This is a genomic window from Brevundimonas sp. EYE_349 (assembly GCF_023147505.1).
GTDB lineage: Bacteria > Pseudomonadota > Alphaproteobacteria > Caulobacterales > Caulobacteraceae > Brevundimonas.
Map to the genome: position 1 here is coordinate 183,094 of NZ_JAHXPB010000007.1, position 23,109 is coordinate 206,202.

The following is a 23,109-nucleotide window of genomic DNA, read 5'->3' on the forward strand; positions in this document are numbered from 1 at the left end:
TGGGACAGGCCCAGCCCACTCCGGCGATGCCGGCGAGCCATGACATGTCCGCTATGGGATCGATGCCAGCCGGACACGACATGTCGACGATGGGCCAGGCTCAACCCGCTCCAGCGATGCCTGCGGGTCACGACATGTCCGCGATGGGCTCGATGCCGGCCGGGCACGATATGTCGGCGATGCCCGCAGGCCATGACATGTCGGGCATGGCGATGCCGCCTGACGTGCCGACCAGTGCGAACAACCCGGGAAGACCTGCGCAGGCGTTCGCCCCAGCAGGGGCGGTCAGCGGACCGCCCCACGCAGCCGATCTGTTGTTCGATCCCGCCGAGATGGCTGCGGCTCGGGAACAACTGCGTGTGGAGAATGGCGATGTGCGCACCACCGCGGTCATCATTGATCAGCTCGAAACGACCTTCGCTGACGGCGAGAGCGGATATGCGTGGGACGCCCAGGGCTGGAGCGGTGGCGACATCAACCGGTTCTGGTGGAAATCCGAGGGAGAAGGCGCCTTCGGCGACGGCGTCGAGGAGGCCGAGGTCCAGGCGCTCTATAGCCGCGCTATCCGGCCCTTCTTCGACGTTCAGACTGGGGTTCGCCAGACCTATCGGCCCGAGGGGGACCGCACCGATCTTGTGCTCGGCATCCAGGGTTTGGCGCCCTATTGGTTCGAGGTCGATGCGGCCGCCTTCCTGTCGACCAAGGGCGAACTGACGGCCAGGGCCGAGGCCGAATACGACCAGCGGATCACCCAGAAATGGATCGTGCAACCGCGCGCCGAAGTGGTCCTGTCGGCGGAGGATATTCCCGAGCTTTCAATCGGCTCCGGATTGTCGTCGCTCCAGCTGGGGGTCCGTGTTCGCTACGAAATCCGCAAGGAGTTCGCGCCCTATATCGGCGTGGAATGGACACGACGTTTCGGCGATACGCGGGACTTCCTCGAAGCCGAGGGTCGCAGCGCCGAGGAGACCCGGCTGGTGGTTGGCATCCGGACCTGGTTCTAACAGGTCCGCTGTGCCCCCCATGGTATGAATCGGCCGGCGTCTTGCGAAAGGCGACCGTCCGATTGATCAAATAGCGACGCCGACGCGGCAGTCCCGCAGGGTGTCGTCACGCACTAAAAACGCCGCGCGGACAGCCGCGCGGCGTTTTCCTGGATGTGGACCCGGCTCCCTGGCGCGGGGCCGTAGCCTTCAGTGCACCATGAAGCGAACGACACCGTTCATCTGATGGCCGTCAGCGCCAGTGGCGCTCCAGGCGGCAGAATAAGAGCCGGGCGCGAGGGCGGGGAGCGGGGCGCTGACCGTCGCGGACGGCGTTGAAGCCGATGCGACTGCGACGTCAACCGCCTGACCGGCAGCGGATGTCAGCTTGACGCTGGTCAGCGTCATGGGGTGCGGGAAGGTCACGGAGAAGGCCGTGGGCGCCGCGCCCATGAAGTTGTCCGCCGGGCTTGTGACCACGCCTTGTGGGGTGGGAGCCGCCTGCATCGTGGCGTGATCTTGCATGGCCATTCCGGCGTGGGGATCGGCCTGGGCCAGCGCGGCGGCGGGCGCGAGGGCCGCGAAGAGGGCCATGACGGCGAGGGAAGAACGATTCATCGAAAAACTCCTGATTTGAAAGCGCGAACTACTGTTTGGGCGGCATGGTCATGCCGTCCATGTTTGACATGTCGTGCCCAGCCATCGGGTCGGCCGGCGGGGGCGTCGGGGCCGGTTGCGCTGCGGCGGGACGGGTCGGGCGCGGAGTCGCGGCCCGGCTGGCGGGCGCCTGCGTAGGCGCTGGCGGCGCAGCGGGGGCCATCTCTTGCGGAACCGGGGGGGCGGCCGTGACAGGAGCCGTTGGCTGCTCGGCCGGCGTCGGCTGGGGTTCTGCGGCGCGCTGGCATGCGCCCAGGGCGAGCGCGGCGGCGGCGGACAGGAGCAGAAATTTCATGAACGAACTCCGGAGAAGGAAGGAACAGAGTGGACGCCAGCGCGAATCGCGGATCGCTGGCGCAAGGCGCTGCCGATGTCATGCGGCGACGCCTTCCTACTGGAATACGCATACACGCCGACTTCCCCTCGCACGACGGCGATCACGAGCGAGGGCGTCCCGCCGCCGCTGTTCAGGTGTCGGATCGAATCCGGGCAGGGACCGCGCTCAGGGCGTCGGACAGCTTACGGCGGGCCCGAGCGAGCCTGGTTTCGACGGCCTTGACCGAGATGCCGAGAATTTCCGCCGCCTCGCCCTGACTGCGGCCTTCGATCGCCGTGAGAAACAGAGGCGCCTTGAGCTGGGATGGAAGGCGGTCCAGCTCGGCGTTGAGACGCGCGAGCCGGGCTCCCGCCTCCATCCGTTCGTCCGCGGGCTCAGATCCATCCGGCACCGCCATGGCTTCGGGCGAGGACAGGTCGACCCCACCCCGGATCAGGCGCCGGACGAAACGCCTGCGGCTCCAGTCTCGGCATTTGTTCAGGGCGATCGTCCGAATCCATGCCTCGAACGGCCGGCTTGGATCATACCGTCGGATGCCGACCCAAGCGGCGGCGTAGGTGTCTTGCAACAGATCATAGGCTTCCTGCTCGTCGCCCACGTATCGGCGCACGAAGCGGAACAACGGGCCTTTCGTCTCCCGCATCAGCGCGCTGAACGCCGCCCTGTCGCCAACGGCGGCGCGCGCCGGGAGGTCTGATGCGGTGTCCACTCCGACGCTAGTTTTCGCCGGGCGCGAGGGCGGCGACGACACGCGCGTCGAACAGATCGGCCTGCTCGGGTGTGAGGACGGACCGCATTTCAAAGACGTGGCCGAGCGTCTCTTTCTGCAGGACGCCCATCGCCATGTGAAAGTGATCGACGGCCGCCTGAACCTGGGGACTGTCGCCGTCGCTCTGTTCGATGGCGCGCGCCAGTTCCAGGTTGGCCGCACGGACAGCGGCCTCCAGCGCGGGGCGTCGCGCCGCGAACCGGGCCTCGATCACTTCGATCCGGCTGAGTTGGTCGGCTGACAATTTAAGGTCGTGGTGGACGATATCGTGCAGCGATGGAGGTTCGCGACGGCTCAGAACCCAGCTGGCGCTGATCCAGGTGCCTGCTCCGCTCGCCAGTGCGGCCAGCACGGCGGTCAGGGCGATGGCGCGCCAGCCACGCATCATCGACCGGTCTCCAGTCTGACGAGGGGTGAAAGATTTGCATCGACGGTGAAGACCGCCATGTCGCCGGACGGACGCGGCGCCGCGACGGCCCCGACGCCGCCCGCGGCAAGTCCGGTGGCCAAGGCGACTGCGACCGCGCCCACGCGCAACTGAGACATCAGCCTCTCGCTCCGAAGCGCCTCGACCCGCCGCCAGACGAGCGGTTCCATCCCGTCGAGCGACCAGCTATCCGGCGTCGCGGCCAGGCGTCCAAGAAGATCGTCCAGATCACGCGTCATCCCACAGTCTCCTCGTAGCCCCTGACTTGTTCTACGCGAGAATGACGGCAACCCCTCACGCGAGGGGCCAGACGTTCGGGCGCGTAGGGAAGGTAGAGTAAGAGAGCGGAGACGACGATGAAATTTCGCGACGGTCTGGCCGGGTTCGCCCTGGCCTTGAGCCTGTTCACAAGCGCGCCGGCCTTCGCACATGAGGACCACGAAGCCGCACCGGTCGCAGCGTCGCATCCCGCCGGATCCGCATCGGCCATGCCGGCCATGGCCGGCATGGCCGATGGCATGGACCACGCGGAGGCCATGGGGGATGCGGCGCCCAGGACCATTCCGCAGCGTGTCGTCCGCTGGCTCGGCGCCATGCATCCGGCCGCGGTCCATTTTCCCATCGCCCTGTTCATCGTCGCCGCCTTGCTGGAGATCGCCGCCCTGACCTTGCGCCGTCCGGTTCTGACGCAGGGGACCCGGGTGATCATCGCTCTGGCTGCGGTGTCGGCTGCCGGCGCCGCCGCCTTAGGTTGGTTCGCCATGGGGTGGCCGGGACAGGACGACGCGACCCATACCGCCCACAGGTGGCTCGGCACCTCGATCGCCCTGATGGGCCTGATCTGCTGGTGGGCCAAGGAACATTGGGTCCGGCGCCCGGGGCGGTCGCGCGAGTGGCTCTACATCGGTGTCCTGACGACCACCGCCGCCGCCGTGCTGGTGAATGGCCTGCTCGGGGGAATGCTGACCCACGGCATGCGGCATCTGATGTTCTGATCCGCCGAGGCGTCCCATCCCGGGGCGTCCCTGTCCGTCGCAGTAACGGCGACGGACCCAAACAGACTGGAGACACTCATGACTGTTCGTCCCGCGCTCGTGGGTCTGGTCCTCGCCATCGTGCTGACGACCACGGCCCACGCCCACGACCCGTCACAATCGTCGGACGAGGCGCAGGTCCGCACGGTCGTGACGGCCTACCGGGATGCCGTCGCCCGGCTGGACGTGTCGCAAACGCCCGACCTGTTTTGGCAGGACTCCGAGGTCTTCGAAAGCGGCGGAGCCGAAGGGACCTTCGCGCGCTATCTGGAGCATCATCTCGAACCGGAGTTCGCCGATCTGGCGAGCTTCACGTTCAGCGAACCCCAGGCGGACGTCGAAATCGACGGGGACATCGCCCTCGTGACGGAGACCTATCGCTACCGGATCACGTTCAAGGACGCCGCGCGGGCGCCCGTCGAACGCCAGGGCGTCGCCACCAGCGTGCTGCGCAAACGGGACGGCGTCTGGCGTTTCTCCCTCTATCATTCCTCGGCGCGGCCCGTCCGGCCCGCTTCCTGAACCCGTATTTAGCCCCAGTCCAAGAGACTTTGACCTATGACTTCATCACTGTCTCGGCGGGCTTTGCTGGCCGCAGGATTCAGCGCTAGCGCCCTCGCCGTCACGGCTTGCGCGCCGGCAAGGTCGGCCACCGCCCTTGCCGTGTTCAAGACCCCGACCTGCGCCTGTTGCACCGCCTGGATCGATCATATGCGCCAGGCGGGCTTCACGGCCGAGGTGACCGAATTGCCCAATCTGCGGAGCCTTCGCACCAGTCATGGCGTGTCCGACAACCTCGCGTCGTGTCACACCGCCCTGATCGCCGGCTATGTGCTCGAGGGACATGTGCCGGCCGAAGACGTCCGTCGCCTCCTGACGGAACGACCCCAGGCCATGGGCCTGGCGGTTCCTGGCATGCCCCTGGGTTCCCCCGGCATGGAAAGCGCCGATGGCCGACGCGAGGCCTTTGAGACCCTCCTCATCCTCAAGGACGGACAGACGCGCGTCTTCGCACCTCACGCCCGGGCCATCGGATGATGTCGGACGTGGGTGCGCCGTCGCCACAACCGCGTCTCGCCGGCCTGGCCACGGCCTGGCCGCCTTATGAACTGTCGCAAGCCGCCGTGGCGGCGAACGGCGCGGAACTGTTCGCGACGACCCATGGCGGCTTCGAACGGCTTGCGCCCATCTATCGCAACGCCCGGATCGAGACCCGACATTCGTGCGTGCCGATCGAATGGTATTTGAAGCCCCACAGTTTCGCCGAGCGCAACGACCTGTTTCTCGAGCACGCGATCGATCTATTGCAGCGATCGGCGAGCGCGGCGCTCGCCGCCGCGGATCTTCGGCCTGACCAGATCGACACGATCGTGGCAGTCTGTTCGACCGGTATCGCCACCCCCTCCCTGGAGGCGCGTCTGATGCAGGTGATGGGCTTTCGACCCGATGTGCGCCGTCTGCCGATCTTCGGTCTGGGGTGCGCCGGCGGGGTTCTCGGTCTGGCGCGCGCCGCCGACATGGCGCGCGCGGATCCCGCAAGTCGGGTTCTTCTTGTCGTCGTCGAACTGTGCGCCCTCACCTTTCGCTATCAGGACCGGTCGAAGTCCAATCTCGTCGCCACGGCCTTGTTCGGAGACGGGGCGGCCGCTGCGGTGATTTCCTGCCGCGCGGACACGACCGGGCCGATCTTGGGTGCGTCCCACGAACACACCTGGCCGGACAGCCTGGACGTGATGGGTTGGGAGGTCGCCGACGACGGATTGAAGGTCGTGTTCAGTCGCGACATTCCGACCCTGGTCGAGCAGGACTTCAAACCGATCGCTGAAGCCTTCCTGACAAGAGAGGGCCTTTCGGCCGCCGACATCGGAGGTTTTGTCTGTCACCCTGGCGGGGCCAAGGTGATCGATGCGCTGGAAGCCTGCTTCTCCCAGCCGGCCGGCAGTCTGCAACACACGCGCGATATCCTTCGCGATCATGGCAATATGAGTTCGGCGACCGTGCTGTTCGTGTTGAAAGCGACGCTGGACGCCAGGGACCCCGGTCCTCTGTTGCTGACGTCGCTGGGTCCGGGTTTCACGACCGCGCTGATGTTGATCCGCCCGTGAGCTGGCTCCCGATCGTCCTGGCGCTGGTGATCGCCCAGCGTCTGGGCGAACTCTGGCTTGCGGCACGGAATACGCGGCGGCTAAAGGCGCAGGGGGCCGTCGAATACGGCGCCGGCCATTATCCGCTGTTTGTCGTCCTGCACGCCGCCTGGATCGCCACGATCGCCGGTCTGACGCCTTGGACGACGACGCCGAGCGCGAGTCTGCTGCTGATCTATCTGGTGCTACAGGGCGCGCGGATCTGGGTCATCGCGACGCTCGGCCCGTTCTGGACGACGCGGATCATCAGCCTCTCCGGCGCCCCTCTCGTTCGCAATGGTCCCTACAGGTTCATCCGACACCCCAACTACTGGATCGCGTCGCTGGAGATCGCCGTCTTGCCTCTGGCGTTCGGCCAGATCGGGATCGCGCTCGTGTTCAGCCTGCTCAATGCCTTGCTGATCGCCTACCGCGTCCGGATAGAGAACGCAGCGCTCGCCGCGCGGTGACCGCAGTGCTCGATGCGGGCTGTCGTCTGCTTACGCCATGGACATGGCGTACAAGGCGCGAAGACCGGGATGGATTCAAAAGGGGGACGCCCCGACCCGTCACATCCTTGATGTTGGCGGTCACGAGGGTCAGACCATGGACCAGTGCGGTAGCGGCCAAGGCGGTATCCTCCTCATCGCCGTCTCGCTCGGCCAGCATCCGGCCCCAGGCCGCCGCTACGGTTTCGCTGATGGGCAGGATACGGCCCTGATAGGCGGCGATGACCGCGTCCACCCCGTGTGTGATCGCCGGTGCGGTCGGATGGCCCGCGGCTGTCGCCCGCGCCGCTCCGTACCGCATTTCGCGGACGGTCATGGCGCTGATGCACAGGTCGTGGTCATCGACCGACCGGAGCCATGCCAAGATGTTGGCGGACGGGTTGGGCTTGCTGCTCTGACTGACGATGTTGGTATCGAGCAGATAGATCATCCCCTCGGCCGCATGAACCGCTCGAGCCCGGTAAGGTCAGCCCCCTGCATCGCGCGCTTCGCCGACGTTGCCGGGTAAGGACGACCGGATTTGGGATGGGCGCGCGCATAAGCGGTCGCCGCCTTGATCTTGGCGAGCGACAGCGACGGATAGTCCTCAAGGATCTCCTCATCCGTCGCCCCGCCTGCCGAGAGTGCCGCCAACCGGTGGACCTCGATGTCGGTGCCTCTCACGACGGGAGCGCCGTGCTTGATCTCTATGGCGCGATCCACGGCCTCCAGCGCCTTCAGGCGTTGCGCGACATTGGTCCGATGCCGCTTCAGGTGGACGATGAGTGGCCCGACAGAGACGCTGGCGGACTGCGCAGGCTCCTTGGCCACGGCGACGTAGAGGTCGTCGAGCGCGGAAGGCGTCAGGGTGTGGCGATAGGTGGCCACCATGTCGAGATAGACGAGATCGGTCAGACCGACGCATCGCACGGCGCGTCTGGACGGGCCCGAGGCCTCTGGTTTGAGCGGTCTCCGATTGACGTCGCGTTTGATCGCGTCGAGCGGTTGATCAAGGACGAACGCCGCTTCGGGCAAGGTCCACTGGGGATCGGGCATCGAACAGGTCTCCTAATATAATCCAATATAGGATCGCATTGGGATTCGGCAATGTCGATGTGGTCCAGGATCGCGTGCGTGACCGAACACCGTCCAAAGGAGCGGAGGAAGGGAGGCTTCGTGTGAAGTGGAATGAGGGAGATCCGCTCTCTCGGCGCTTCGGTTCCATAGGAGACTGACATGCAAAACGTGATGTTCACCGGCCGATTGGCGGCCGACCCCCAGATCACCGACGATTTCGGCAAGGCCGTGTTTCGCCTGCTCGAGAGCCGTGGTGTCGATAATGCCGGCAAGGATAGGCTGGTCGGCGTCAACTGCGTCAGCTGGTCCAAGGGCCTGAACGAAAAGGTCATTGCCCGGGGCCTCGCGCAGGGGTGTGAGGCCGTCGTCATCGGCGCCTTCATCGACACCGCCTACGCGGCCAAGAACGGCACCGAGCGGACGGCCAAGGAACTGGTCATCAACCGGCTCACCGTCCTCGACTGGGCCGAGGACCGCGGCACCCAGGACAGCAGCGCCGACCGCGCCGCCGCCTGATTCCTATCAACATTCAATTCTCAGGAGACTGACCATGCAAACCGTGATCATCGAAGGCTATCTGACCGCCAACCCGTCCGTTCTCGCCGCTCAAGGCACGGGCAAGAAGCGGGCGAGCTTCCGCGTGCTCGAGACCACCCGCTTCCGCAAAGCCGACGGCACGCCCGGCGAACGGACCACCGGCTTCAACTGCATCTGCTTCAACGAGGCGACGGCCGAGAAATACATCGGCCCGTTTGCTCGGAAAGGCAGTCGGGTCGTCATCCAGGGCCACGTCGAGAACGACACATGGACCGGGAAAGACGGCGTCGAACACTACGACATGCGGGTGATCGTCGGCGATATCCGCCTGAAGAACCGGCGCGAAGCTGCGGAAGGCGGCACCGGCGATGAGGGCGGCACCGACCGCCAAGTCCAGGAGCCGGCCAGTGGCTACGACCTGAACGACGACATCCCGTTCTAAACGGCGGACGGAAGAGGGCGGCCCGGCGCGCGAGCGTCGGGCCGTTTTTCCTTGTGGCGGGAGGTGAAGGCAGGGCGGCGCGGGGTGAGCCGAATGGGTTCGTCAGCCTCGGAGCTTCCCATGACTGCCTCTGCCTGGACCGATGACCGCATCGGCCGTCTGAAGAAACTCTGGCTCGAGGGCCAGACCGCCGCGCAGATCGCGCGCGATCTCGCCAATGGCATCACGCGCAGCGCCGTGCTCGGCAAAGTCCATCGCATGGGTCTGTCGGCCGGCCGGTCCGGCCGTCCGCCCAAACGCCCCGACGCCGGTCCAAAGCCACCAACCTTCGCACCGACCAGGTCCTTGGCGGCCCGGCCGATTGACGCTCCCCCAGAGGTCGCAAAGCAGCATGGGCTGGCCACAGTTCTCTCGGTTCGGCGCTGCCAGTGCCGCTGGCCTTTCGGAGAGCCCGGCGCCGCTGACTTCAGTTTGTGCGGTCAGCCGGTCACGCGCGGAGCCTTCTGTGCCGTGCATGCCGCCGTCGCCTATCGGCCTGCGGCGGACACGCCCCGCATCCTCGATCGGCTGGCGCGGCTTGACTGAGATTTGCCACGCCCTTGCTACAATCTTGAGGCAATATGATCGGAACGGCGGCCTCTGCGAGGTCGCCGTTCGTCTTTTGTCCGGGTCGCCAAGGTCGAGCTGCCCGCTGTTCGGCCTCTGGCCGCACGAGGTCCCGATGGCTGCTTCCGCCGCTGAACTGAAAGTCGCCCGTCAAATTCTGGGGTGGGATCCATTGACCATGGCGCGCGCGCTCCGGCTGGCCGGCGCGCCGGACAAGCTTGAGGCCCGCATCCTCGAAATGGAAGCCGGCAAACGCGACATCAGCGGCCCGGTTCAGGTGGCCATGGAAGCCTTTCTCAGTGGCTGGCGGCCCAACGGCTGGACCGAAGGGGAAACCTCCGGGCTCCAGGACGGACTCCACGGGGTCGCCCGCTGACTCTTTACGCCGGGTCGGCGGGTGGTTGATCCTCGGCTTTCGTGGGGACGAAACGCCAGTATTCCGTGACGAGTTGTTTGGGAGCGCCGGTCTGAAAGGCGGAGAGTCCGCGTGGGCGTGGGGCTGGTCATCCCGCGGAATGCGTGCGCCGATCGCTTTTCCCTCGGGTGTATCGTGGATGGCGACATGGGTTTCGCTGCCGTCCGATTTGATCGCGCCCTGCAAGACCATCTCGATCAGGGGGCGTCGCATCTTCATCGTCAGGCTGGCGCCTGGGGCGCCCATTGTAACGCTCGCTCTCACACCGTTGAGCAGGAGCGGAAAGAACATCGACCCGAGCGACATCGGTCGGTTGAAGAAGTTTTCCGCAGTCGCCGAGTTCAATCCCACGACGCGCCCGTCGGGGGTGATGATCGGGCCGCCGCTCTGGCCATGAGCGATGGCGTTATCGAAGGCGAAGCAAGGACCGTTGGTAAAGCCGGCGGTGAACCGCTGGGTGAAAATCTCCTCGACCGTCCCTTCGGTCACGACGAACCGGTGCCGGTAGTGTTTCGCCCAGTCGAAAGATCCGTTCTGGATATCCTCCAGGAGAATGCCGTCCTTGGGCTCGAAGTCGGTGTAGCCCAGACTCCAGACCGTCGATCCGATCCTCGGAGGATCGAAGCTGATCGGCAGCGCCCAGGTCGTTCTGCCGGCCTCGAAGCGGGGAAAGCCGAAGGCGACATCGCCGGGCGGACCGGCGTCGACGGACTCGAGCGGTATCAGGGTGATCCGACCACCATCGGCCGTGCAATCGTCCTGATGCAGGACGTAGAAGGCGCAATTCGTCAGATCGAGGCTCGCCGGCAAATTCCCCGCTGCCAGAAAGCGCTCGTAGCGCGGCTCATGACGCAGGGCCTCGGCGATACAATGCAGAGCGGTCATGACGAAGGGCGCATTGCCGCCCAGCCAATAGGCGGTGCCGATCGGCATGAGGCGTGGGCCGATGCGGATAAATAGCGGCAGCACGCCCTTGGAGAGCACATGCCCCCATGGCGGGAGGTCCCACGTCCGCGCTTCGGGAGAGGGGCGGTGGTCGTAAAGATTGACGGTCGCCACAGCCATTGGGGGGTCCTCCGTCCGGCAATTATGCACCGGTCTTTCTTCACGCCTGACATGGTGATCATGCTCGAAATGACCATGTCTTCGCCAGGGAATGGCGCGGCCAAGTCTGGCCGCACTGGACAGGCCTGTACCCGGATCGTCGTCCGTATCGGCGCAAGCGATGCGCCGAGTTGTGTCGTCGTCGCGAAGGGCGACGACGACTTGCCCCCACACAACGCCCTCCGATTTTGTCACAGCACCCCGGAAGTCAACGGCTTCGCCTTATCCCCTCCACGGAGGGCAAGCGGCCCTCCGCTCCGGTGACTGCCGGGGACCCCGCTGTGGCCAAAACCGGGGTCGTTGCGCATGGGGCGCACGGCAGTCTCAAGGAATGTTCCAATGACCCACTTCAACACTTCATCCTCCGCCTTGGCCGACCTGTCCGCATCCCTGGAAAATGCAGGTTCGCTTCCGACCGAAGACGCCCTGGTTCAGCTCGGGCGCGCGCTCATGACCGAGCTGATCGACGTCATCGCCGACACCGCGCTGGAGGATTTCCAGACCATCCTGGGAGAGGCCCTGATCGGCGCCTTCCATTCGGCGGCCGGGCGGATCGAACGGGATGCGGACCGGGCGCGCGACACGATGCGATCGCTCGACCGCGACTTCGACGGATCGGAGGCTGCGGACGTCGAACTCCAGGAAGCGACTGCCAAGGCTCGAGCAGGCGATGCGGCGACGCAGGCCTGTGAACTGATCCGGGATGCCGCCTCCGAAACCTGGACGGTGGCGACCGGAGAGGTCTGGACGGCCTGGCGCGGATCGCGGCGCGGCACCCATCTGACGGCGGCGCAGCTGGAAGCGAAACAGGCGATACGGGCGATCCGCAACCGGAAGTCGGGAGAGGCGGATCCGGCCGGTCCTGTCATCGCCTTCCGGGGCGCGCCGACGGCGGACACGTCGGAAGATGCGGGCCGGATATTCGACGCTCTGAACTGGGCGAAGCAGGAGTGGCCCGACATGGCTCTGGCGACGACCGGGGCGAAGGGCTCCGAGAAGCTCGCGATCAAATGGGCCCAGCAAAAGGGCGTGAAGCTGATCCTCGCCCGGGCGGATTTCGACACCCACGGCAAGGCCGCTCCCTTCCGGGCGAACGATGAATTGATCGCGCTCGAGCCGGAAGTCTGCCTCACCCTGGTCCATTCGGTGGCGGGGATGAGGGAGGATCAGCGGCCGTTCGGACCGGCGCTCAACCTCCGGCAGAAGGCGATGGAGTCCGGGCTGCGGCATGTGTCGATCAAGGCACGCGCAGCCTGACAGACCAGGACTGAAATCGACGACCCGCTCGGCTTCGGCCGGGCGGGTTTTTGTTTGTCATCCGGCGGCTCGATCCGATCGACGGCCTGTGCAGTGTGTGTACATCTCGCTTCCGGTCACCAACCCTGATGACTGTTGATAGGGTATGTCGGCATGTGATTTCAATGGATGACAATCTGCAAAGAGGGACGGAGGGCAAGATAAAAGGGTGTTTTTGGCTGTGCCGTTTTCTCCTATTCTGTCTGGGAGTTATCGGCAGCCCGGGACGGGATTGACGACTTGTCTTGAGTTGTCGTCCTTCGAGGGCTCTGCGCTTGCTCTGGAGGACTGAGAATGCTGATCCGGAACGAGATCGACGGGCGGGTTTCCGCCGGCTCCGGTCAGGCTGCCGACGCCGTGAGGATCGGCCTGCCGCTGTCCCTCAAGACCGAGCGGATGAACGTCAAGAACGGCATGCTCAAACGTCTAGCGAGCTCGAAAGCCTTCGCCCTGGGCAACCGGTCCGGGGTGCTCAAGGCGGCCCAGAATCGGTCAGGTCGCGCCTTCCGGCTGGACGTTCGCCAGAAGGTGATCGTCAAGGCGCTGGTCTCGCGACACATGGGCAAGGGCGCCGATCGGGCAGCCGCGCTCGCCAAACATATGGCCTATCTCGGACGTCAGGGTGCCGGCGCCGAAGGCGAGCGGCCGGAGTTTTTCGACCGAAATGTTGATGGCGTCCTGCCCGGCGTCGAGACGGAAGGCTGGAGCGAAGACCGCCATCATTTCCGTTTCATCATCTCGCCCGAACACGGGGAACGGCTCGATATGAAATCCTATGTTCGCGAGGTCATGGGACGGGTCTCGGCGGACCACGGAGAGCCCAATCTGAGATGGGTGGCGACCTGCCATTTCGACACCGATCAACCCCATGCCCATGTGCTCGTTCGGGGGCGTCGCGAGGATGGCCGAGACCTCGTCATTCCGCGCGACTACATCGGCTATGGGTTTCGCGCACGGGCGCAGGAAGTGGCCCAGGAACGGCTGGGGGATCTCTCGCGGGTAGAGGCCGAACGGCGCATCTGGAAAGAGACCGAGGCCGACCGCTTCACGGGGTTCGACCGGCGGCTGATCTCGGAAACGGACAAGATGGGGATGGTCGATGACGGGGTCGGATCGACCGACGCTTGGGCGGCTCTGACGCGGGGCCGGCTAAGGCATCTCGAACGCCTGGGCCTCGCGACGCGGAGCGGGCGACGGTATCGGCTGGACGGCGAAATGGAGACGAAACTGCGCACGCTTCAGGTGCGGCGCGACATCATCCGCACCCTCAATCAGCGACGGCTGGAGGGTGCGAGAGACGTGCGGGTTCTGGGGAAGGACACCGTGCGGGGCGTGGTCGTGAAGACCGGGTTTCATGATGAGGCGGGGGCTTCGCCATGGGCGGTGGTGCGAGATGGATCGGGTGTGGAACACTACGCCAGCCTTCGGACGGGGCACGCTGGCGTTCGTCTAGACCAGGGCGTGACCCTGGTTCCATCGACGAACGGCGTCGCTCAACTTATTGTCGGCAAAGGGGCGGACCTGAGCCGCGGCAGTTAGATCCCCTGCCGGTGGTCGGACCCGCCAACTCCAATACAGGCTGGGCCGGGACAGTGCGGACCGTGCATGTCGGCTTGTGGAGATTTGGCGGCTACTAACTCTGGCTGACTTCTTCCTGCAGAAGGACCAAGGCATCCACTTCGAGCGCTCGGGCGATCCGTTCAATAACCTTCAGCGTTGGATTGCGCCTGCCACGTTCCAACTCACCGACATAGCTGTAGGATAAACCAACGTCGTGAGCGAGCGCTTCAAGGGTGATTCCCCTATCGAGGCGCCGCCGCCGTACGTTCGTTCCGAAAACGCCTGCTAACCCCATTTGGGCTAACACAACCAAGCAGCGCGCTAGAGCCAGTTACTATAGTAACCAAGCAGGTCGCGACCCTCTGATTGCGGGCGGATGCTGCAGATGGAGCGTTTACGCCGGAAGTCTAGCTTTCGAACAGCCGTGCAACGTCTATGCCTAGGCCCTTCGCCAATGACTCCACGACATCAAGAGTTGGATTTCGGAGTCCCCGCTCGATTTCACCCACATAGCTGTAAGATAGCTCGCTGTGGTGGGCTAAGCCCTCGATAGTCATGCCTTTGGCTTTCCGGCTGCGGCGGACATTAAGCCCAAATTTCTCCCGCAACTCCATCGCCACAGCCGGCTGGAAATCGCCAAACTCCACCAGTCACTATAGTAACCATTCAGCCCATCCGTTAGGATTCAGCCACCGCATTTGATTTGCTTTTGGGCGGAGGTAGCCATGTCGGATGTGAAGACCGGCGCAGTGTCCGCTATGTCGAGCTCGCGTCGTCGAACTCAGCTTGAAGGGTTTTACCGCCGCTACTCGCCTTGGCTTGTGGCAAGACTTCGTCGTCGGTTTGGGGCGGACACCGAAGATCTCGTCCAGGAAATCTGGCTCCGGATGGAAGCCATCGAGGCGGATCTGGATATCCGCCATCCGCGGGCCTTCCTCCTGAAGATCGCCTTCAACATCGGTCTCAGCGGGGATCGCCAGACGCGGCGACGGCGGCAGATTCTAGACAGCGCCGTTCCATTAGGGGCCGTGACCTGTGAGCCGGCCCAGGACGCAGTCGTGCAGATCCAGGAGATCGTGCTCGCCTTGCCACAACCTCTTCGGGATCGGATCGTTGTCGGTGAGATGCGGGACGGAGCGGCGGCGCTCGAGACGCTTAAGAGCTGGAACACGGGCCATCCCGGTGGCCTGTCGACCATTCACGCAAACTCGGCCGACGATGTCCTGCGTCGCATGGAGGACCTGATCGCCGAGGTTTCGTCGCGCACGCCGCGCCGGGCGATCGCCCAGGCGGTCGATCGAATTGTCCACATCCGGCGGACCACCGCCGGACGACAGGTCCAAGCAGTCCTCGGGGTCGAGCCCTTGGGTGACGACGGATACGCGATTAGCGTTCTAGCCTGATCTTGGTCCAACCAGAAACGACGGACTCTGACTCATCTCGGACGATCGGAAGGTCTGCTTTGGAGAGGGGCCGGCCATTCCCCACGACGCCGACAAGCTTTTGTATGCAGCGCCGCAGGCGCGGCGGTCGCCGAGTTCGGTAACAACCATTTCCCAGTGTCAGGCCGACGTTACGATGGTGGCGCTAGGTCGTCGGCTTCAATGCGTCCGGCGCCGAAACGCCAGTGCTCAAGATGTTTGTAGACGATGATCTTGTCGTGCAGCACGGCCGCGTGCGTCGCGCAGAAAGCCTCCAGTCGGTCGCGGTCGCAGATGAGTTCCACGCACATCGTCAGGTCGGGTTTCCAAGCTCGTAACCCTCGTCCTGGATCCGCCCCCGGTTGCTGTATCCAAAATGGGTCTGGTGGGCGACCGCGTTCATGATGCCGGCGCCCTTGGCCTGTTCGACGATCTGGCGATACAGCGGCTTACGGTGGAAGAAGCGCTTTAGGGAGGCCAATGCCGCCTATGACGCGGGTGCAAGGTGGTGCGGCAAGTCGTCATCGAACCCCTGGCCGTTGGCGGCGTTTTCGTCACCTTGACGCTACGAGGAGACAGAAATGAGCATGCTCAAAACCTTGGCCGCCGTGGCTGTGGTCGGCGTTCTCGCGACGCCGGCCTGGGCTCAGGACGACCGCCCTCCGACGCCACAGGAACGCGCCGCCATCGAACGAGTGCTTCGCGCGGAGGGATTTGTACGCTGGGATGAGATCGAACTGGATGATGGGGTCTGGGAGGTGGAGGACGCCCGGACCGCAGACGGGCGTGATTATGATCTCAAACTGCGACCCCAGAGCCTGGAAATCATCCAGCACGACGCCGACACATAGACCTGAGCTGTAGAAGAGCCCGCTGTCGGCGGGCTCTTCCAGCGAACCGAGACATGCTCAGGCTCAGTGGCCCTTGCGGTTTGTCGCTTTTCCGAACGTGCGGTCCAGGGCCGTCGTCAGTTTTCCGAGCGCGCCGGCCGCCGCTTGATCGATCGAGGCCGACTGGTCGGTCACCGAGACAGGATCGTGGCCCGCAGGTCGGGCCTCGATCTGGCAACGGATGTCGGCGCCATTGCTCCGTTCGCCGTTCTCATCGCCGACATGAAGCTCCACGCGGGTGAGCCGATTTTCGAAGCGCGAAAGGCGATCGCTCACCAAAGCCTCAAGTCGCTCTGTGGCGGCTTGCCTGCCTTCGAGGTTGTTGGCGGTATTGATCTGAATATCCATGGTGTCTCCGGGTTGAGTGATGTCGGTCAGCGCGCCTTGCGCGACCGTTCCAGCACCGGGCGTTGCCCCTCGGCGTCGAAGGCGCCCGATGGCGCGATCTTCGTATTCGGCGTGTCGTTCATGCCCTCATGCGCTGTCGGTTCCGGCGAGGGATGGCGGGGGTCGGGCGCCGCCTTCTTCAAATCCATCGCCTTGGCGGCTTGAGCCGCTTGCGCTGCGGGCTTCACCGTTTGCTCGTCGTCCATGATGGCTCTCCGTTGATGTTGCCAGGAATCAACACGTCCCGGACGGCGGCGTTGCGCCCCTGTGGCAATCGGCGGCAGGCGGGAAGACCGCCTGCGGCGCAGCCGAGGTCTGATCCTGGCGCCGGAGCACCGCCACCATGGTGGGGCCGCCGAAGACGTCGCATGAAATGGCGCTGGTGCTCACCTCGTCCATCACGCCACGGCGGCGCTAACGAAATGACCATGGCGCTAGAGCGCCAAGTCGGCGAACCGAAAGGGTCATTGATCGAGTGCCTCGGAGCGACCTGGCCGGACCTTGGTCAGGTCGCCGTGGAGATCACGGTTGTTGTTCTTCTGGCCCGACGCTGATGGGAGTTGGATCGCCCTCATCCGCCCCGCCGAATGTCGCCCAATCGGATGTTCCCGGCGGGGAGGGCAGACCGTCGATGATGTCGTCGCTTGGGTTGGCGTCAATGCGACGGCCCTGGCGGTAAATATGCGCCTTGGCGATCATATTGGCCGACACCGGGGCGGTCAGGAACAGGAACAAGGTGATCAGAAGCTCGTGGGCCGAATAGGTCCCGCCGAACACGGGGAAATAGATCATCGAGGCGATCAGACAGGCGCCGACCCCCAGGGTGGTGGCCTTGGTCGGTCCGTGTAGCCGGGTCATGACCGACGGCAGTTTGGCCAGCCCCCACGACCCGACCAGGATGAAGGCCCCGCCGACGAGCAGCAGAACCGAGATGGCGATTTCCGCAATTAGGCTCATTCGACGATGTCTCCTCGCAGGAGGAATTTGCAGTAGGCCACGGTGCCGACGAAACCGACCATGGCCAGAAGAAGCGCCGCCTCGAAATAGGACGAGGTCGCATAGGCGATCCCGAACAGAACGATCATGGCGATGGCGTTGATGGTCAGGGTGTCGACAGCGAGGATTCGATCCGCCGACAAAGGTCCCCGCCACAGCCGGAACAGGTTCAGCAGGATCGAAAGGCTGACGCAGGCGAAGGCGAAGCCCAGCGCGATGGGAAGGAGGGTTCCGGTCATGCGAACACCTTCAGAAGACGGGCCTCATAGCGACGTTTGATGCGGGCGACCTCCGCCTCGGGATCGGCGACGTCGAGGGCATGGACCAGCAGCGCACGGCCGCAGCCAGAAATATCGCTCGAGACTGTGCCGGGGGTCAGGCTGATGGTGCCGGCCAGGGTGGTGATAGCCTCGGGCGAACGAAGCTCCAGCGGGATCACCAGCCATTGGGAGCGAAGGTCGCGGTTGCGTCGCATTAAGATCACCCAGGCCACCTGAAAATTGGCGATCAGAATGTCGAACAGGACGATTACGACGTAGCCGACCAGGGCGGGGCCCAAGCGCACGGCGGGCCGATCAGGCCAGAAGCGGCTGGTGAACAGCGGAACGAGCACCGCGAACACGATCGCCAGAAACAGGGCGCCGAAGGTGAATTCGTTCACCAGCAGCATCCAGACCACGACCAGCATCGCGCTCAGGCCGGGGTGAGGCAGAAGGCGGCGGATCATCGGCGACCTCCGGACTGCGGACCAAGGACAGCGTCAATATACTGGTCCGGCGCGAACAACTGAGCCGCCGCCGCCGCCGTATAGTCCGTCACTGGCCCCGCCAGCACGGTAAGGCCCGCCAGCGCCAGCAACAGGGCGGCGGCCGCCCCCACCCCTCCGCGCCTGCCGCGCAGGGACCGCAAGACGATTTCGCCTTCGACCGATGCGCTCTTCCAGAAGATCATGCTGCCGGCGCGTGCGAACGCCAACACGCCCAGGACGGTCGTCGTCAGGATCGCTCCCCAGATCCAGACGGCGTGCGGCGAAGCCCGTGCGCCGTCCAGCACCAGAAGCTTGCCGACGAAACCCGACAGGGGCGGCAAGCCGACTGCGGCGATGGCGGCCAGGAAGAAGAGGGCCGACAGGATTTCGATCTGACGAAACCGCGGGGCCAAGGTGATGGCGTCGCCATGTTCGGCGCGTCTTTGGGCGACCAGGTCCACGACTAGGAACAAGGCGGCGCCGGCCAGGGTCGAGTGCAGGATATAGTATAGGGCCGGCCCCATCGACTGGACGGTGAAGACGGACACGGCGCACAGCAGCGTCCCCATCGAGCCGACGACGGCCCAGGCTGCGAGATCGCGCAGTCCCCGCGCCGCAAACATGCCCACAAAGCCGATGATGAGGGTCACGAGCGCGGCCGGAAGCAGCCAGGGGCCGACCAGAAACGCCAGGCCGCCCGCGTCCTCCCCGAAAATGAGGGTGCTGGTGCGAATGATCGAATAGGCTCCGACCTTGGTCATGATGGCGAACAGGGCCGCGACCGTCCCGGTGGTCGCGGCATAGGTTCCCGGCAGCCAGAAATGGAGCGGCACGACCGCCGCCTTCAGCGCGAAGACCGTGGTCAACAACAGGCCGGCGGCGGCGATGAGCCCTTGATCACCTGCCGGCGCCGCCGCCACGCGCACCGCCAGATCGGCTATGTTGAGCGTGCCGGTGACCCCGTAAAGCAGGCCGACGGCCACCAGGAACAGGGTCGATCCGACCAGGTTGATGATCACATACTGGACCCCCGCCTTCAGCCTCTGACCGCCCTGGCCATGAAGCATCAACCCGTAGGACGCGATCAGCAGGACTTCGAAGAAGACGAACAGGTTGAACAGGTCGCCGGTCAGGAAGGCCCCGTTCAACCCCAGTAGCTGGAACTGGAACAGCGGGTGAAAATGCCAGCCCTTGCGATCTGTCCCGGTGCTGATCGCATAGACCAGGACGACAAAAGCCAGGACGGCGGTCAGCAGCACCATCATCGCCGACAGCCGGTCGAGCACCAGCACGATGCCGAAAGGCGCGCGCCAATTGCCCAGAGCATAACTCTGGATGTCGCCGCCGTTCGCCTGGGCGAGAAGAGCGAGGGCCACGACGATCAGGGTCAGGCAGGATCCGACCGCAGCGAGACGCGACAGGGTCAGGTGGTGGCGCAAGAACAGCAGGATGCCCGCCCCCATGACGGCGGGCAGGAGCACGCTGGCGATGACCCAATAGGAGGTGATCAAACTCACTGTTCGGTCTCCTGGTCCGATGCGCCATCAACGCGGTCGACGCCGGTCTCCAGATAGCTGCGTAGGGCCAGCACGACCACGAAGGCGGTCATTCCGAAGGCGATGACGATGGCGGTCAGGACGAGGGCCTGAGGCAGGGGGTCGGTGTGGCCTTCCGCCGCCTTGTCGTAGAGAGGCGTGCGGTCGATCGCCAAGCGGCCCATGGCGAACAGGAAGACATTGATCGCGTAGGACAGAAAGGCCAGTCCCAGCACGACCGGAAACGTCCGTCGACGCAGCACCAGATAGACGCCGGCGGCTGTCAGGACGGCGATGGCCGAGGCGACCAGGAACTCAAGGCTGATCATCGTTCCACCTCCCCGGCGGCGGCTTGCGGGGTTGCGCGGGACGGATCCACATCCATCGGCTCATCCGCCTGGAGCGGTTCCTGTTTCTCGGCGCTCTGGGCGACCTGGGAGAGTTGCGCCAAGGCCAGGATCACCGCGCCGATGACGGTCAGCGCCACGCCGATGTCGAACAGCATTGCGGTGGCGAGCTCGAACGTGCCGATCACGGGCAGGCTGAAATAGTCGAATGCCGTGGTCATGAAGGGGGCGCCGAACAGTAGCGAGCCGAGGCCGGTCGCCGCCGCGATCAACACGCCCAGGCCGATCAGGGTGTGGTGGTCCGCGCGCAGCCGCTGGGCCGCGAACTGATAGCCCGAGGCCATATACTGCATCAGGATTGCGATGGAGATGACCAGGCCGGCGATGAAACCGCCTCCCGGCTGGTTGTGTCCCCGCAGGAAGATGTAGAGGCCAACCATTACGGCCAGGGGCAGCAACAGGCGGGTGGCGACCACCAGCATCATCGGGTGGTGCTCGGGCGAACGCGGCGTATCGGGTCGCCAGGCCAGGATCCGGCGACCGCTGGCTCCCGTCCCCGCCGTCTCGAGCAGGGAGAAGATCGCCAGCGCGGCGATGCCCAGGACGATGATCTCGCCGAAGGTGTCGAATCCGCGGAAATCGACCAGGATGACATTGACGACATTGGTGCCGCCCCCACCCGAATAGGCGTTCTCCCAGAAATAGCCGGAGATGCTGTCCAGGGGGCGGGTCATGACGGCCCAGGCTGCAGCGCCGACGCCTAGGCCCGATAGCACGGCCAGTCCGCCGTCGCGCAGGCGACGGGGCAGGCGGCTTTCGCGCGGGCTGGTCTTGGGCAGCAGATTGAGCGCCAGCAGCATCAGCAGGATGGTGACCACCTCCACCGAAATCTGCGTCAGGGCGAGGTCCGGCGCGGACATGTGGACGAAGCCTAATGAAATCACCAGGCCGACGATCCCGATATAGATCAGCGACAGATATCGGGCTCGGTGGTTGATCAGCACCAGAACCGTGGCCGCGATCAGGGCTAACCAGGCGACGATGGCCATCGGGGACGCCGCCGTCGTTGGACGGTCCCCGGCGATGAAGGCGAAGCCGAGAAAGCCGGCGAAGCCGACGACCACGGCGGCGCCGATGAACATCGCAATATAGCGTTCAAGCGATCCGTTCTGCAGCCGGGCCGTGAACGCGACGGCCGCCCTGGTCGCCCCCACAACGACCCGATCAAACAGGACCTTGGCGTCGGGCAAAGTCAGGCCATGCCAGAAAGCGGCGATCTGCCGATGGGCGCTCAGAATGACCAAGCCCAGGCCGATGGCCGCGATGCTCATGAACAGGGCGGGCGTCACGCCATGCCAGAGCGACAGCGAATAATAGGGTGTATCTCCGCCGATGACGGCTCGCGACACCTGCTCGACCAGCGGCCCGGCGACGACGGCGGGGAACAGACCGATGGCGACGACCAGGGCGACCAGCACCGCCGGCGGCCCCCATAGGCCAATGCCCGGATCATGGGGCGTCTTGGGATAATCGTCGCGTTTCTTGCCGAAATAGACATGGACGATGTAGCGGAACGAATAGGCCACCGAGAACGTCGCCCCCAAGGTCGCCAGCGCGGCGACCAGCCAGGGCTGGTTCCACCAGACGGCATGCCAGGCTTCTTCGAGCATCATCTCCTTGGAGATGAAGCCGTTCAGCGGCGGTACGCCTGCCATCGACAGACCGGCGACGACCGCCAGGGTGGCCGCGATCGGCATCAGGGTCGCCAGACCGCCCAGCCGCTTGATGTCGCGCGTCCCGGCCTCGTGATCCACGATGCCGGCGTTCATGAAGAGCGCCGCCTTGAAGGTGGCGTGGTTGATGATGTGGAAGACGCCGACCACGGCGGCCATGGGAGTGCCGAAGCCGAAAAGCATGGTCAGAAAGCCCAGGTGGCTGATCGTCGAATAGGCCAAAAGCCCCTTCAGATCGTCCTTGAACAGGGCCGCGACCGCGGCGAACACCATTGTCACCAGACCTGTCGTCGCCACAAGGTAGAACCACTCATCCGTGCCCGACAGCACCGGCCACAGCCGGGCCAGCATGAAGACGCCGGCCTTCACCATGGTGGCCGAATGCAGATAGGCGCTGACCGGCGTCGGGGCGGCCATGGCGTGGGGCAGCCAGAAGTGGAACGGGAACTGGGCCGATTTGGTGAAACATCCGCCGAGTATCAGCAGGAGCGCCGGCAGATAGAGAGGAGACGCCTGGATCGCCTCGCGGTTCTTCAGGATCACCGTCAGGTCATAGGATCCGGCGATATGGCCCAGGATCAGCAGCCCCCCGATCAGCGACAGCCCGCCGGCGCCTGTGACCGCCAAGGCCATTCGCGCGCCCTGGCGCCCCTCGGGCAGATGTCGCCAGAAGCCGATCAACAGGAAGGACGAAAGGCTGGTCAGCTCCCAGAAAATCAGCAGCAGCAGCACATTGTCCGACAGGACAATGCCTAGCATCGCCCCCTGGAACAGCAGCAGATAGACGAAGAACCGACCCATGGGGTCGGCCTTGGACAGGTAGAATCGGGCATAGACGATGATCAGCAGGCCGATGCCCATGATCATGCCGGCGAACATCAGACCGAGCGCGTCGAGGAAGAGGTTGAGGTTCAGCCCCAGCAAGGGGATCCACTCGATCCGGACCTGGACCGTCTCGCCGGCCATCACGGCCGGCGTGAGCGTGCCGAGGATCACCAGCGCCGCCAGGGTCACGGTCCCGGCCGCGACGGCGCTGGCATTGCGACCCGCGCGAATGGCCAAGGCTGGGGCGAGGGCGCCGATCAAGGGCAGGAGGGCAAGCACAAGCAGCAAGGATCGACCTTCTCAGCGGCATTGTTCGGGGGCGGGAGCGCCCACGGTCGCTAGGCGTCGTCCGTACCTTAGCCCGAGCAGCCC

General features: G+C 65.0%; 33 protein-coding genes. 13 read left to right on the forward strand and 20 right to left on the reverse strand.

Annotation, left to right across the window (positions count from 1 at the left end; genetic code table 11):
• The first annotated feature begins 179 nt into the window (after positions 1-179).
• A complete protein-coding gene (locus tag KZX42_RS13820; RefSeq protein ID WP_248120168.1) occupies positions 180-1,004 on the forward strand; it encodes a copper resistance protein B in 825 nt (274 codons plus the stop codon).
• Positions 1,005-1,193: 189 nt separating this feature from the next.
• Here KZX42_RS13820 and KZX42_RS13825 read toward each other — a convergent pair whose 3' ends face one another.
• From KZX42_RS13825 to KZX42_RS13845, 5 genes are all read right to left on the reverse strand, one after another.
• Positions 1,194-1,601, reverse strand: a complete 408-nt coding sequence (locus tag KZX42_RS13825; protein WP_248120170.1) for a copper resistance CopC family protein — start codon at positions 1,599-1,601, stop codon at positions 1,194-1,196.
• 28 nt (positions 1,602-1,629) lie between these two features.
• Positions 1,630-1,935 carry a hypothetical protein gene (locus KZX42_RS13830; RefSeq protein WP_248120172.1) on the reverse strand — a complete coding sequence of 102 codons (306 nt, stop codon included), beginning with the start codon at positions 1,933-1,935 and terminating at the stop codon, positions 1,630-1,632.
• A gap of 172 nt (positions 1,936-2,107) precedes the next feature.
• Entirely contained in the window at positions 2,108-2,728 is a 621-nt protein-coding gene (locus KZX42_RS13835; protein ID WP_314137137.1) for an RNA polymerase sigma factor, read from the reverse strand.
• Positions 2,694-3,134 carry a periplasmic heavy metal sensor gene (locus tag KZX42_RS13840; RefSeq protein ID WP_248120176.1) on the reverse strand — a complete coding sequence of 147 codons (441 nt, stop codon included), beginning with the start codon at positions 3,132-3,134 and terminating at the stop codon, positions 2,694-2,696. Before KZX42_RS13840 ends, KZX42_RS13835 begins: the two co-directional genes overlap by 35 nt.
• Positions 3,131-3,412 (reverse strand): hypothetical protein, encoded by a 282-nt coding sequence (locus tag KZX42_RS13845; RefSeq protein ID WP_248120178.1) that lies wholly within the window; start codon positions 3,410-3,412, stop codon positions 3,131-3,133. The genes KZX42_RS13840 and KZX42_RS13845 overlap by 4 nt, the downstream gene beginning before the upstream one ends.
• 117 nt (positions 3,413-3,529) lie before the next feature.
• Between KZX42_RS13845 and KZX42_RS13850 the strand changes: the two genes are divergently transcribed.
• The 5 genes from KZX42_RS13850 (at position 3,530) to KZX42_RS13870 (ending at position 6,800) form a co-directional block, all read left to right on the forward strand.
• Entirely contained in the window at positions 3,530-4,168 is a 639-nt protein-coding gene (locus tag KZX42_RS13850) for a DUF2231 domain-containing protein (RefSeq protein WP_248120180.1), read from the forward strand.
• A 78-nt stretch (positions 4,169-4,246) separates the two neighbouring features.
• Positions 4,247-4,729, forward strand: coding sequence for an SgcJ/EcaC family oxidoreductase (locus KZX42_RS13855; RefSeq protein ID WP_248120182.1), 483 nt, complete (start codon positions 4,247-4,249; stop codon positions 4,727-4,729).
• A gap of 141 nt (positions 4,730-4,870) precedes the next feature.
• Positions 4,871-5,245, forward strand: a complete 375-nt coding sequence (locus KZX42_RS13860) for a DUF411 domain-containing protein (protein ID WP_248120183.1) — start codon at positions 4,871-4,873, stop codon at positions 5,243-5,245.
• Positions 5,242-6,312, forward strand: a complete 1,071-nt coding sequence (locus KZX42_RS13865) for a 3-oxoacyl-[acyl-carrier-protein] synthase III C-terminal domain-containing protein (protein ID WP_248120185.1) — start codon at positions 5,242-5,244, stop codon at positions 6,310-6,312. Before KZX42_RS13860 ends, KZX42_RS13865 begins: the two co-directional genes overlap by 4 nt.
• Positions 6,309-6,800 (forward strand): isoprenylcysteine carboxylmethyltransferase family protein, encoded by a 492-nt coding sequence (locus KZX42_RS13870; RefSeq protein WP_248120187.1) that lies wholly within the window; start codon positions 6,309-6,311, stop codon positions 6,798-6,800. The genes KZX42_RS13865 and KZX42_RS13870 overlap by 4 nt, the downstream gene beginning before the upstream one ends.
• On the opposite strand, the gene KZX42_RS13875 is transcribed toward KZX42_RS13870, so the two are convergent.
• Both KZX42_RS13875 and KZX42_RS13880 read right to left on the reverse strand, forming a co-directional pair.
• Positions 6,739-7,269, reverse strand: coding sequence for a type II toxin-antitoxin system VapC family toxin (locus KZX42_RS13875; protein WP_248120189.1), 531 nt, complete (start codon positions 7,267-7,269; stop codon positions 6,739-6,741). The genes KZX42_RS13870 and KZX42_RS13875 overlap by 62 nt on opposite strands.
• Positions 7,266-7,874, reverse strand: a complete 609-nt coding sequence (locus KZX42_RS13880) for a DUF433 domain-containing protein (protein WP_248120191.1) — start codon at positions 7,872-7,874, stop codon at positions 7,266-7,268. Before KZX42_RS13880 ends, KZX42_RS13875 begins: the two co-directional genes overlap by 4 nt.
• A gap of 180 nt (positions 7,875-8,054) precedes the next feature.
• Here KZX42_RS13880 and KZX42_RS13885 point away from each other — a divergent pair, with 180 nt between their 5' ends.
• From KZX42_RS13885 to KZX42_RS13895, 3 genes are all read left to right on the forward strand, one after another.
• Entirely contained in the window at positions 8,055-8,411 is a 357-nt protein-coding gene (locus tag KZX42_RS13885; protein WP_205682268.1) for a hypothetical protein, read from the forward strand.
• A 34-nt stretch (positions 8,412-8,445) separates the two neighbouring features.
• A complete protein-coding gene (locus KZX42_RS13890) occupies positions 8,446-8,874 on the forward strand; it encodes a single-stranded DNA-binding protein (protein ID WP_248120193.1) in 429 nt (142 codons plus the stop codon).
• 120 nt (positions 8,875-8,994) lie between these two features.
• The gene (locus KZX42_RS13895) at positions 8,995-9,459 is read left to right on the forward strand and encodes a GcrA family cell cycle regulator (RefSeq protein WP_205682270.1); all 465 of its coding nucleotides are present in this window, start codon (positions 8,995-8,997) and stop codon (positions 9,457-9,459) included.
• Here the strand turns inward: KZX42_RS13895 and KZX42_RS13900 are convergent.
• Complete coding sequence (locus KZX42_RS13900) at positions 9,362-10,960, reverse strand: serine protease (protein ID WP_248120195.1); 1,599 nt, start codon at positions 10,958-10,960, stop codon at positions 9,362-9,364. The genes KZX42_RS13895 and KZX42_RS13900 overlap by 98 nt on opposite strands.
• Positions 10,961-11,338: 378 nt before the next feature.
• Between KZX42_RS13900 and KZX42_RS13905 the strand changes: the two genes are divergently transcribed.
• Together KZX42_RS13905 and KZX42_RS13910 are read left to right on the forward strand one after the other, a co-directional pair.
• Complete coding sequence (locus KZX42_RS13905; protein ID WP_248120229.1) at positions 11,339-12,256, forward strand: DUF2493 domain-containing protein; 918 nt, start codon at positions 11,339-11,341, stop codon at positions 12,254-12,256.
• 333 nt (positions 12,257-12,589) lie between these two features.
• Positions 12,590-13,834, forward strand: coding sequence for a DUF3363 domain-containing protein (locus KZX42_RS13910; protein ID WP_248120197.1), 1,245 nt, complete (start codon positions 12,590-12,592; stop codon positions 13,832-13,834).
• A gap of 94 nt (positions 13,835-13,928) precedes the next feature.
• Here KZX42_RS13910 and KZX42_RS13915 read toward each other — a convergent pair whose 3' ends face one another.
• Together KZX42_RS13915 and KZX42_RS13920 are read right to left on the reverse strand one after the other, a co-directional pair.
• Entirely contained in the window at positions 13,929-14,150 is a 222-nt protein-coding gene (locus tag KZX42_RS13915) for a helix-turn-helix transcriptional regulator (protein WP_248120231.1), read from the reverse strand.
• A 112-nt stretch (positions 14,151-14,262) separates the two neighbouring features.
• Positions 14,263-14,469, reverse strand: coding sequence for a helix-turn-helix transcriptional regulator (locus tag KZX42_RS13920; RefSeq protein WP_205682273.1), 207 nt, complete (start codon positions 14,467-14,469; stop codon positions 14,263-14,265).
• Between the two features lie 111 nt (positions 14,470-14,580).
• Here KZX42_RS13920 and KZX42_RS13925 point away from each other — a divergent pair, with 111 nt between their 5' ends.
• Positions 14,581-15,258 carry an ATPase, T2SS/T4P/T4SS family gene (locus KZX42_RS13925; protein ID WP_248120199.1) on the forward strand — a complete coding sequence of 226 codons (678 nt, stop codon included), beginning with the start codon at positions 14,581-14,583 and terminating at the stop codon, positions 15,256-15,258.
• A 170-nt stretch (positions 15,259-15,428) separates the two neighbouring features.
• On the opposite strand, the gene KZX42_RS13930 is transcribed toward KZX42_RS13925, so the two are convergent.
• Both KZX42_RS13930 and KZX42_RS13935 read right to left on the reverse strand, forming a co-directional pair.
• Entirely contained in the window at positions 15,429-15,587 is a 159-nt protein-coding gene (locus KZX42_RS13930; RefSeq protein ID WP_185225672.1) for a hypothetical protein, read from the reverse strand.
• A 2-nt stretch (positions 15,588-15,589) separates the two neighbouring features.
• Positions 15,590-15,757, reverse strand: coding sequence for a hypothetical protein (locus KZX42_RS13935; protein ID WP_185225671.1), 168 nt, complete (start codon positions 15,755-15,757; stop codon positions 15,590-15,592).
• A 100-nt stretch (positions 15,758-15,857) separates the two neighbouring features.
• Here KZX42_RS13935 and KZX42_RS13940 point away from each other — a divergent pair, with 100 nt between their 5' ends.
• A complete protein-coding gene (locus KZX42_RS13940; RefSeq protein ID WP_205196333.1) occupies positions 15,858-16,127 on the forward strand; it encodes a PepSY domain-containing protein in 270 nt (89 codons plus the stop codon).
• A gap of 63 nt (positions 16,128-16,190) precedes the next feature.
• Here KZX42_RS13940 and KZX42_RS13945 read toward each other — a convergent pair whose 3' ends face one another.
• The 8 genes from KZX42_RS13945 to KZX42_RS13980 form a co-directional block, all read right to left on the reverse strand.
• Complete coding sequence (locus KZX42_RS13945) at positions 16,191-16,514, reverse strand: HPF/RaiA family ribosome-associated protein (RefSeq protein ID WP_185225670.1); 324 nt, start codon at positions 16,512-16,514, stop codon at positions 16,191-16,193.
• 26 nt (positions 16,515-16,540) lie between these two features.
• On the reverse strand, positions 16,541-16,759 hold the full coding sequence (locus KZX42_RS13950) for a hypothetical protein (protein WP_185225669.1): 219 nt from the start codon (positions 16,757-16,759) through the stop codon (positions 16,541-16,543).
• A 316-nt stretch (positions 16,760-17,075) separates the two neighbouring features.
• Complete coding sequence (locus tag KZX42_RS13955) at positions 17,076-17,510, reverse strand: Na+/H+ antiporter subunit G (protein WP_185225668.1); 435 nt, start codon at positions 17,508-17,510, stop codon at positions 17,076-17,078.
• Positions 17,507-17,788 (reverse strand): K+/H+ antiporter subunit F, encoded by a 282-nt coding sequence (locus KZX42_RS13960; protein WP_185225667.1) that lies wholly within the window; start codon positions 17,786-17,788, stop codon positions 17,507-17,509. Before KZX42_RS13960 ends, KZX42_RS13955 begins: the two co-directional genes overlap by 4 nt.
• Positions 17,785-18,276: a Na+/H+ antiporter subunit E gene (locus KZX42_RS13965; RefSeq protein WP_185225666.1), complete on the reverse strand. Its 492-nt coding sequence runs from the start codon at positions 18,274-18,276 to the stop codon at positions 17,785-17,787. Before KZX42_RS13965 ends, KZX42_RS13960 begins: the two co-directional genes overlap by 4 nt.
• Positions 18,273-19,814, reverse strand: a complete 1,542-nt coding sequence (locus KZX42_RS13970) for a monovalent cation/H+ antiporter subunit D (protein ID WP_185225665.1) — start codon at positions 19,812-19,814, stop codon at positions 18,273-18,275. The genes KZX42_RS13965 and KZX42_RS13970 overlap by 4 nt, the downstream gene beginning before the upstream one ends.
• Positions 19,811-20,161, reverse strand: a complete 351-nt coding sequence (locus tag KZX42_RS13975; protein WP_185225664.1) for a Na+/H+ antiporter subunit C — start codon at positions 20,159-20,161, stop codon at positions 19,811-19,813. Before KZX42_RS13975 ends, KZX42_RS13970 begins: the two co-directional genes overlap by 4 nt.
• A complete protein-coding gene (locus KZX42_RS13980; RefSeq protein WP_248120239.1) occupies positions 20,158-23,016 on the reverse strand; it encodes a monovalent cation/H+ antiporter subunit A in 2,859 nt (952 codons plus the stop codon). The genes KZX42_RS13975 and KZX42_RS13980 overlap by 4 nt, the downstream gene beginning before the upstream one ends.
• Positions 23,017-23,109: the final 93 nt, after the last annotated feature.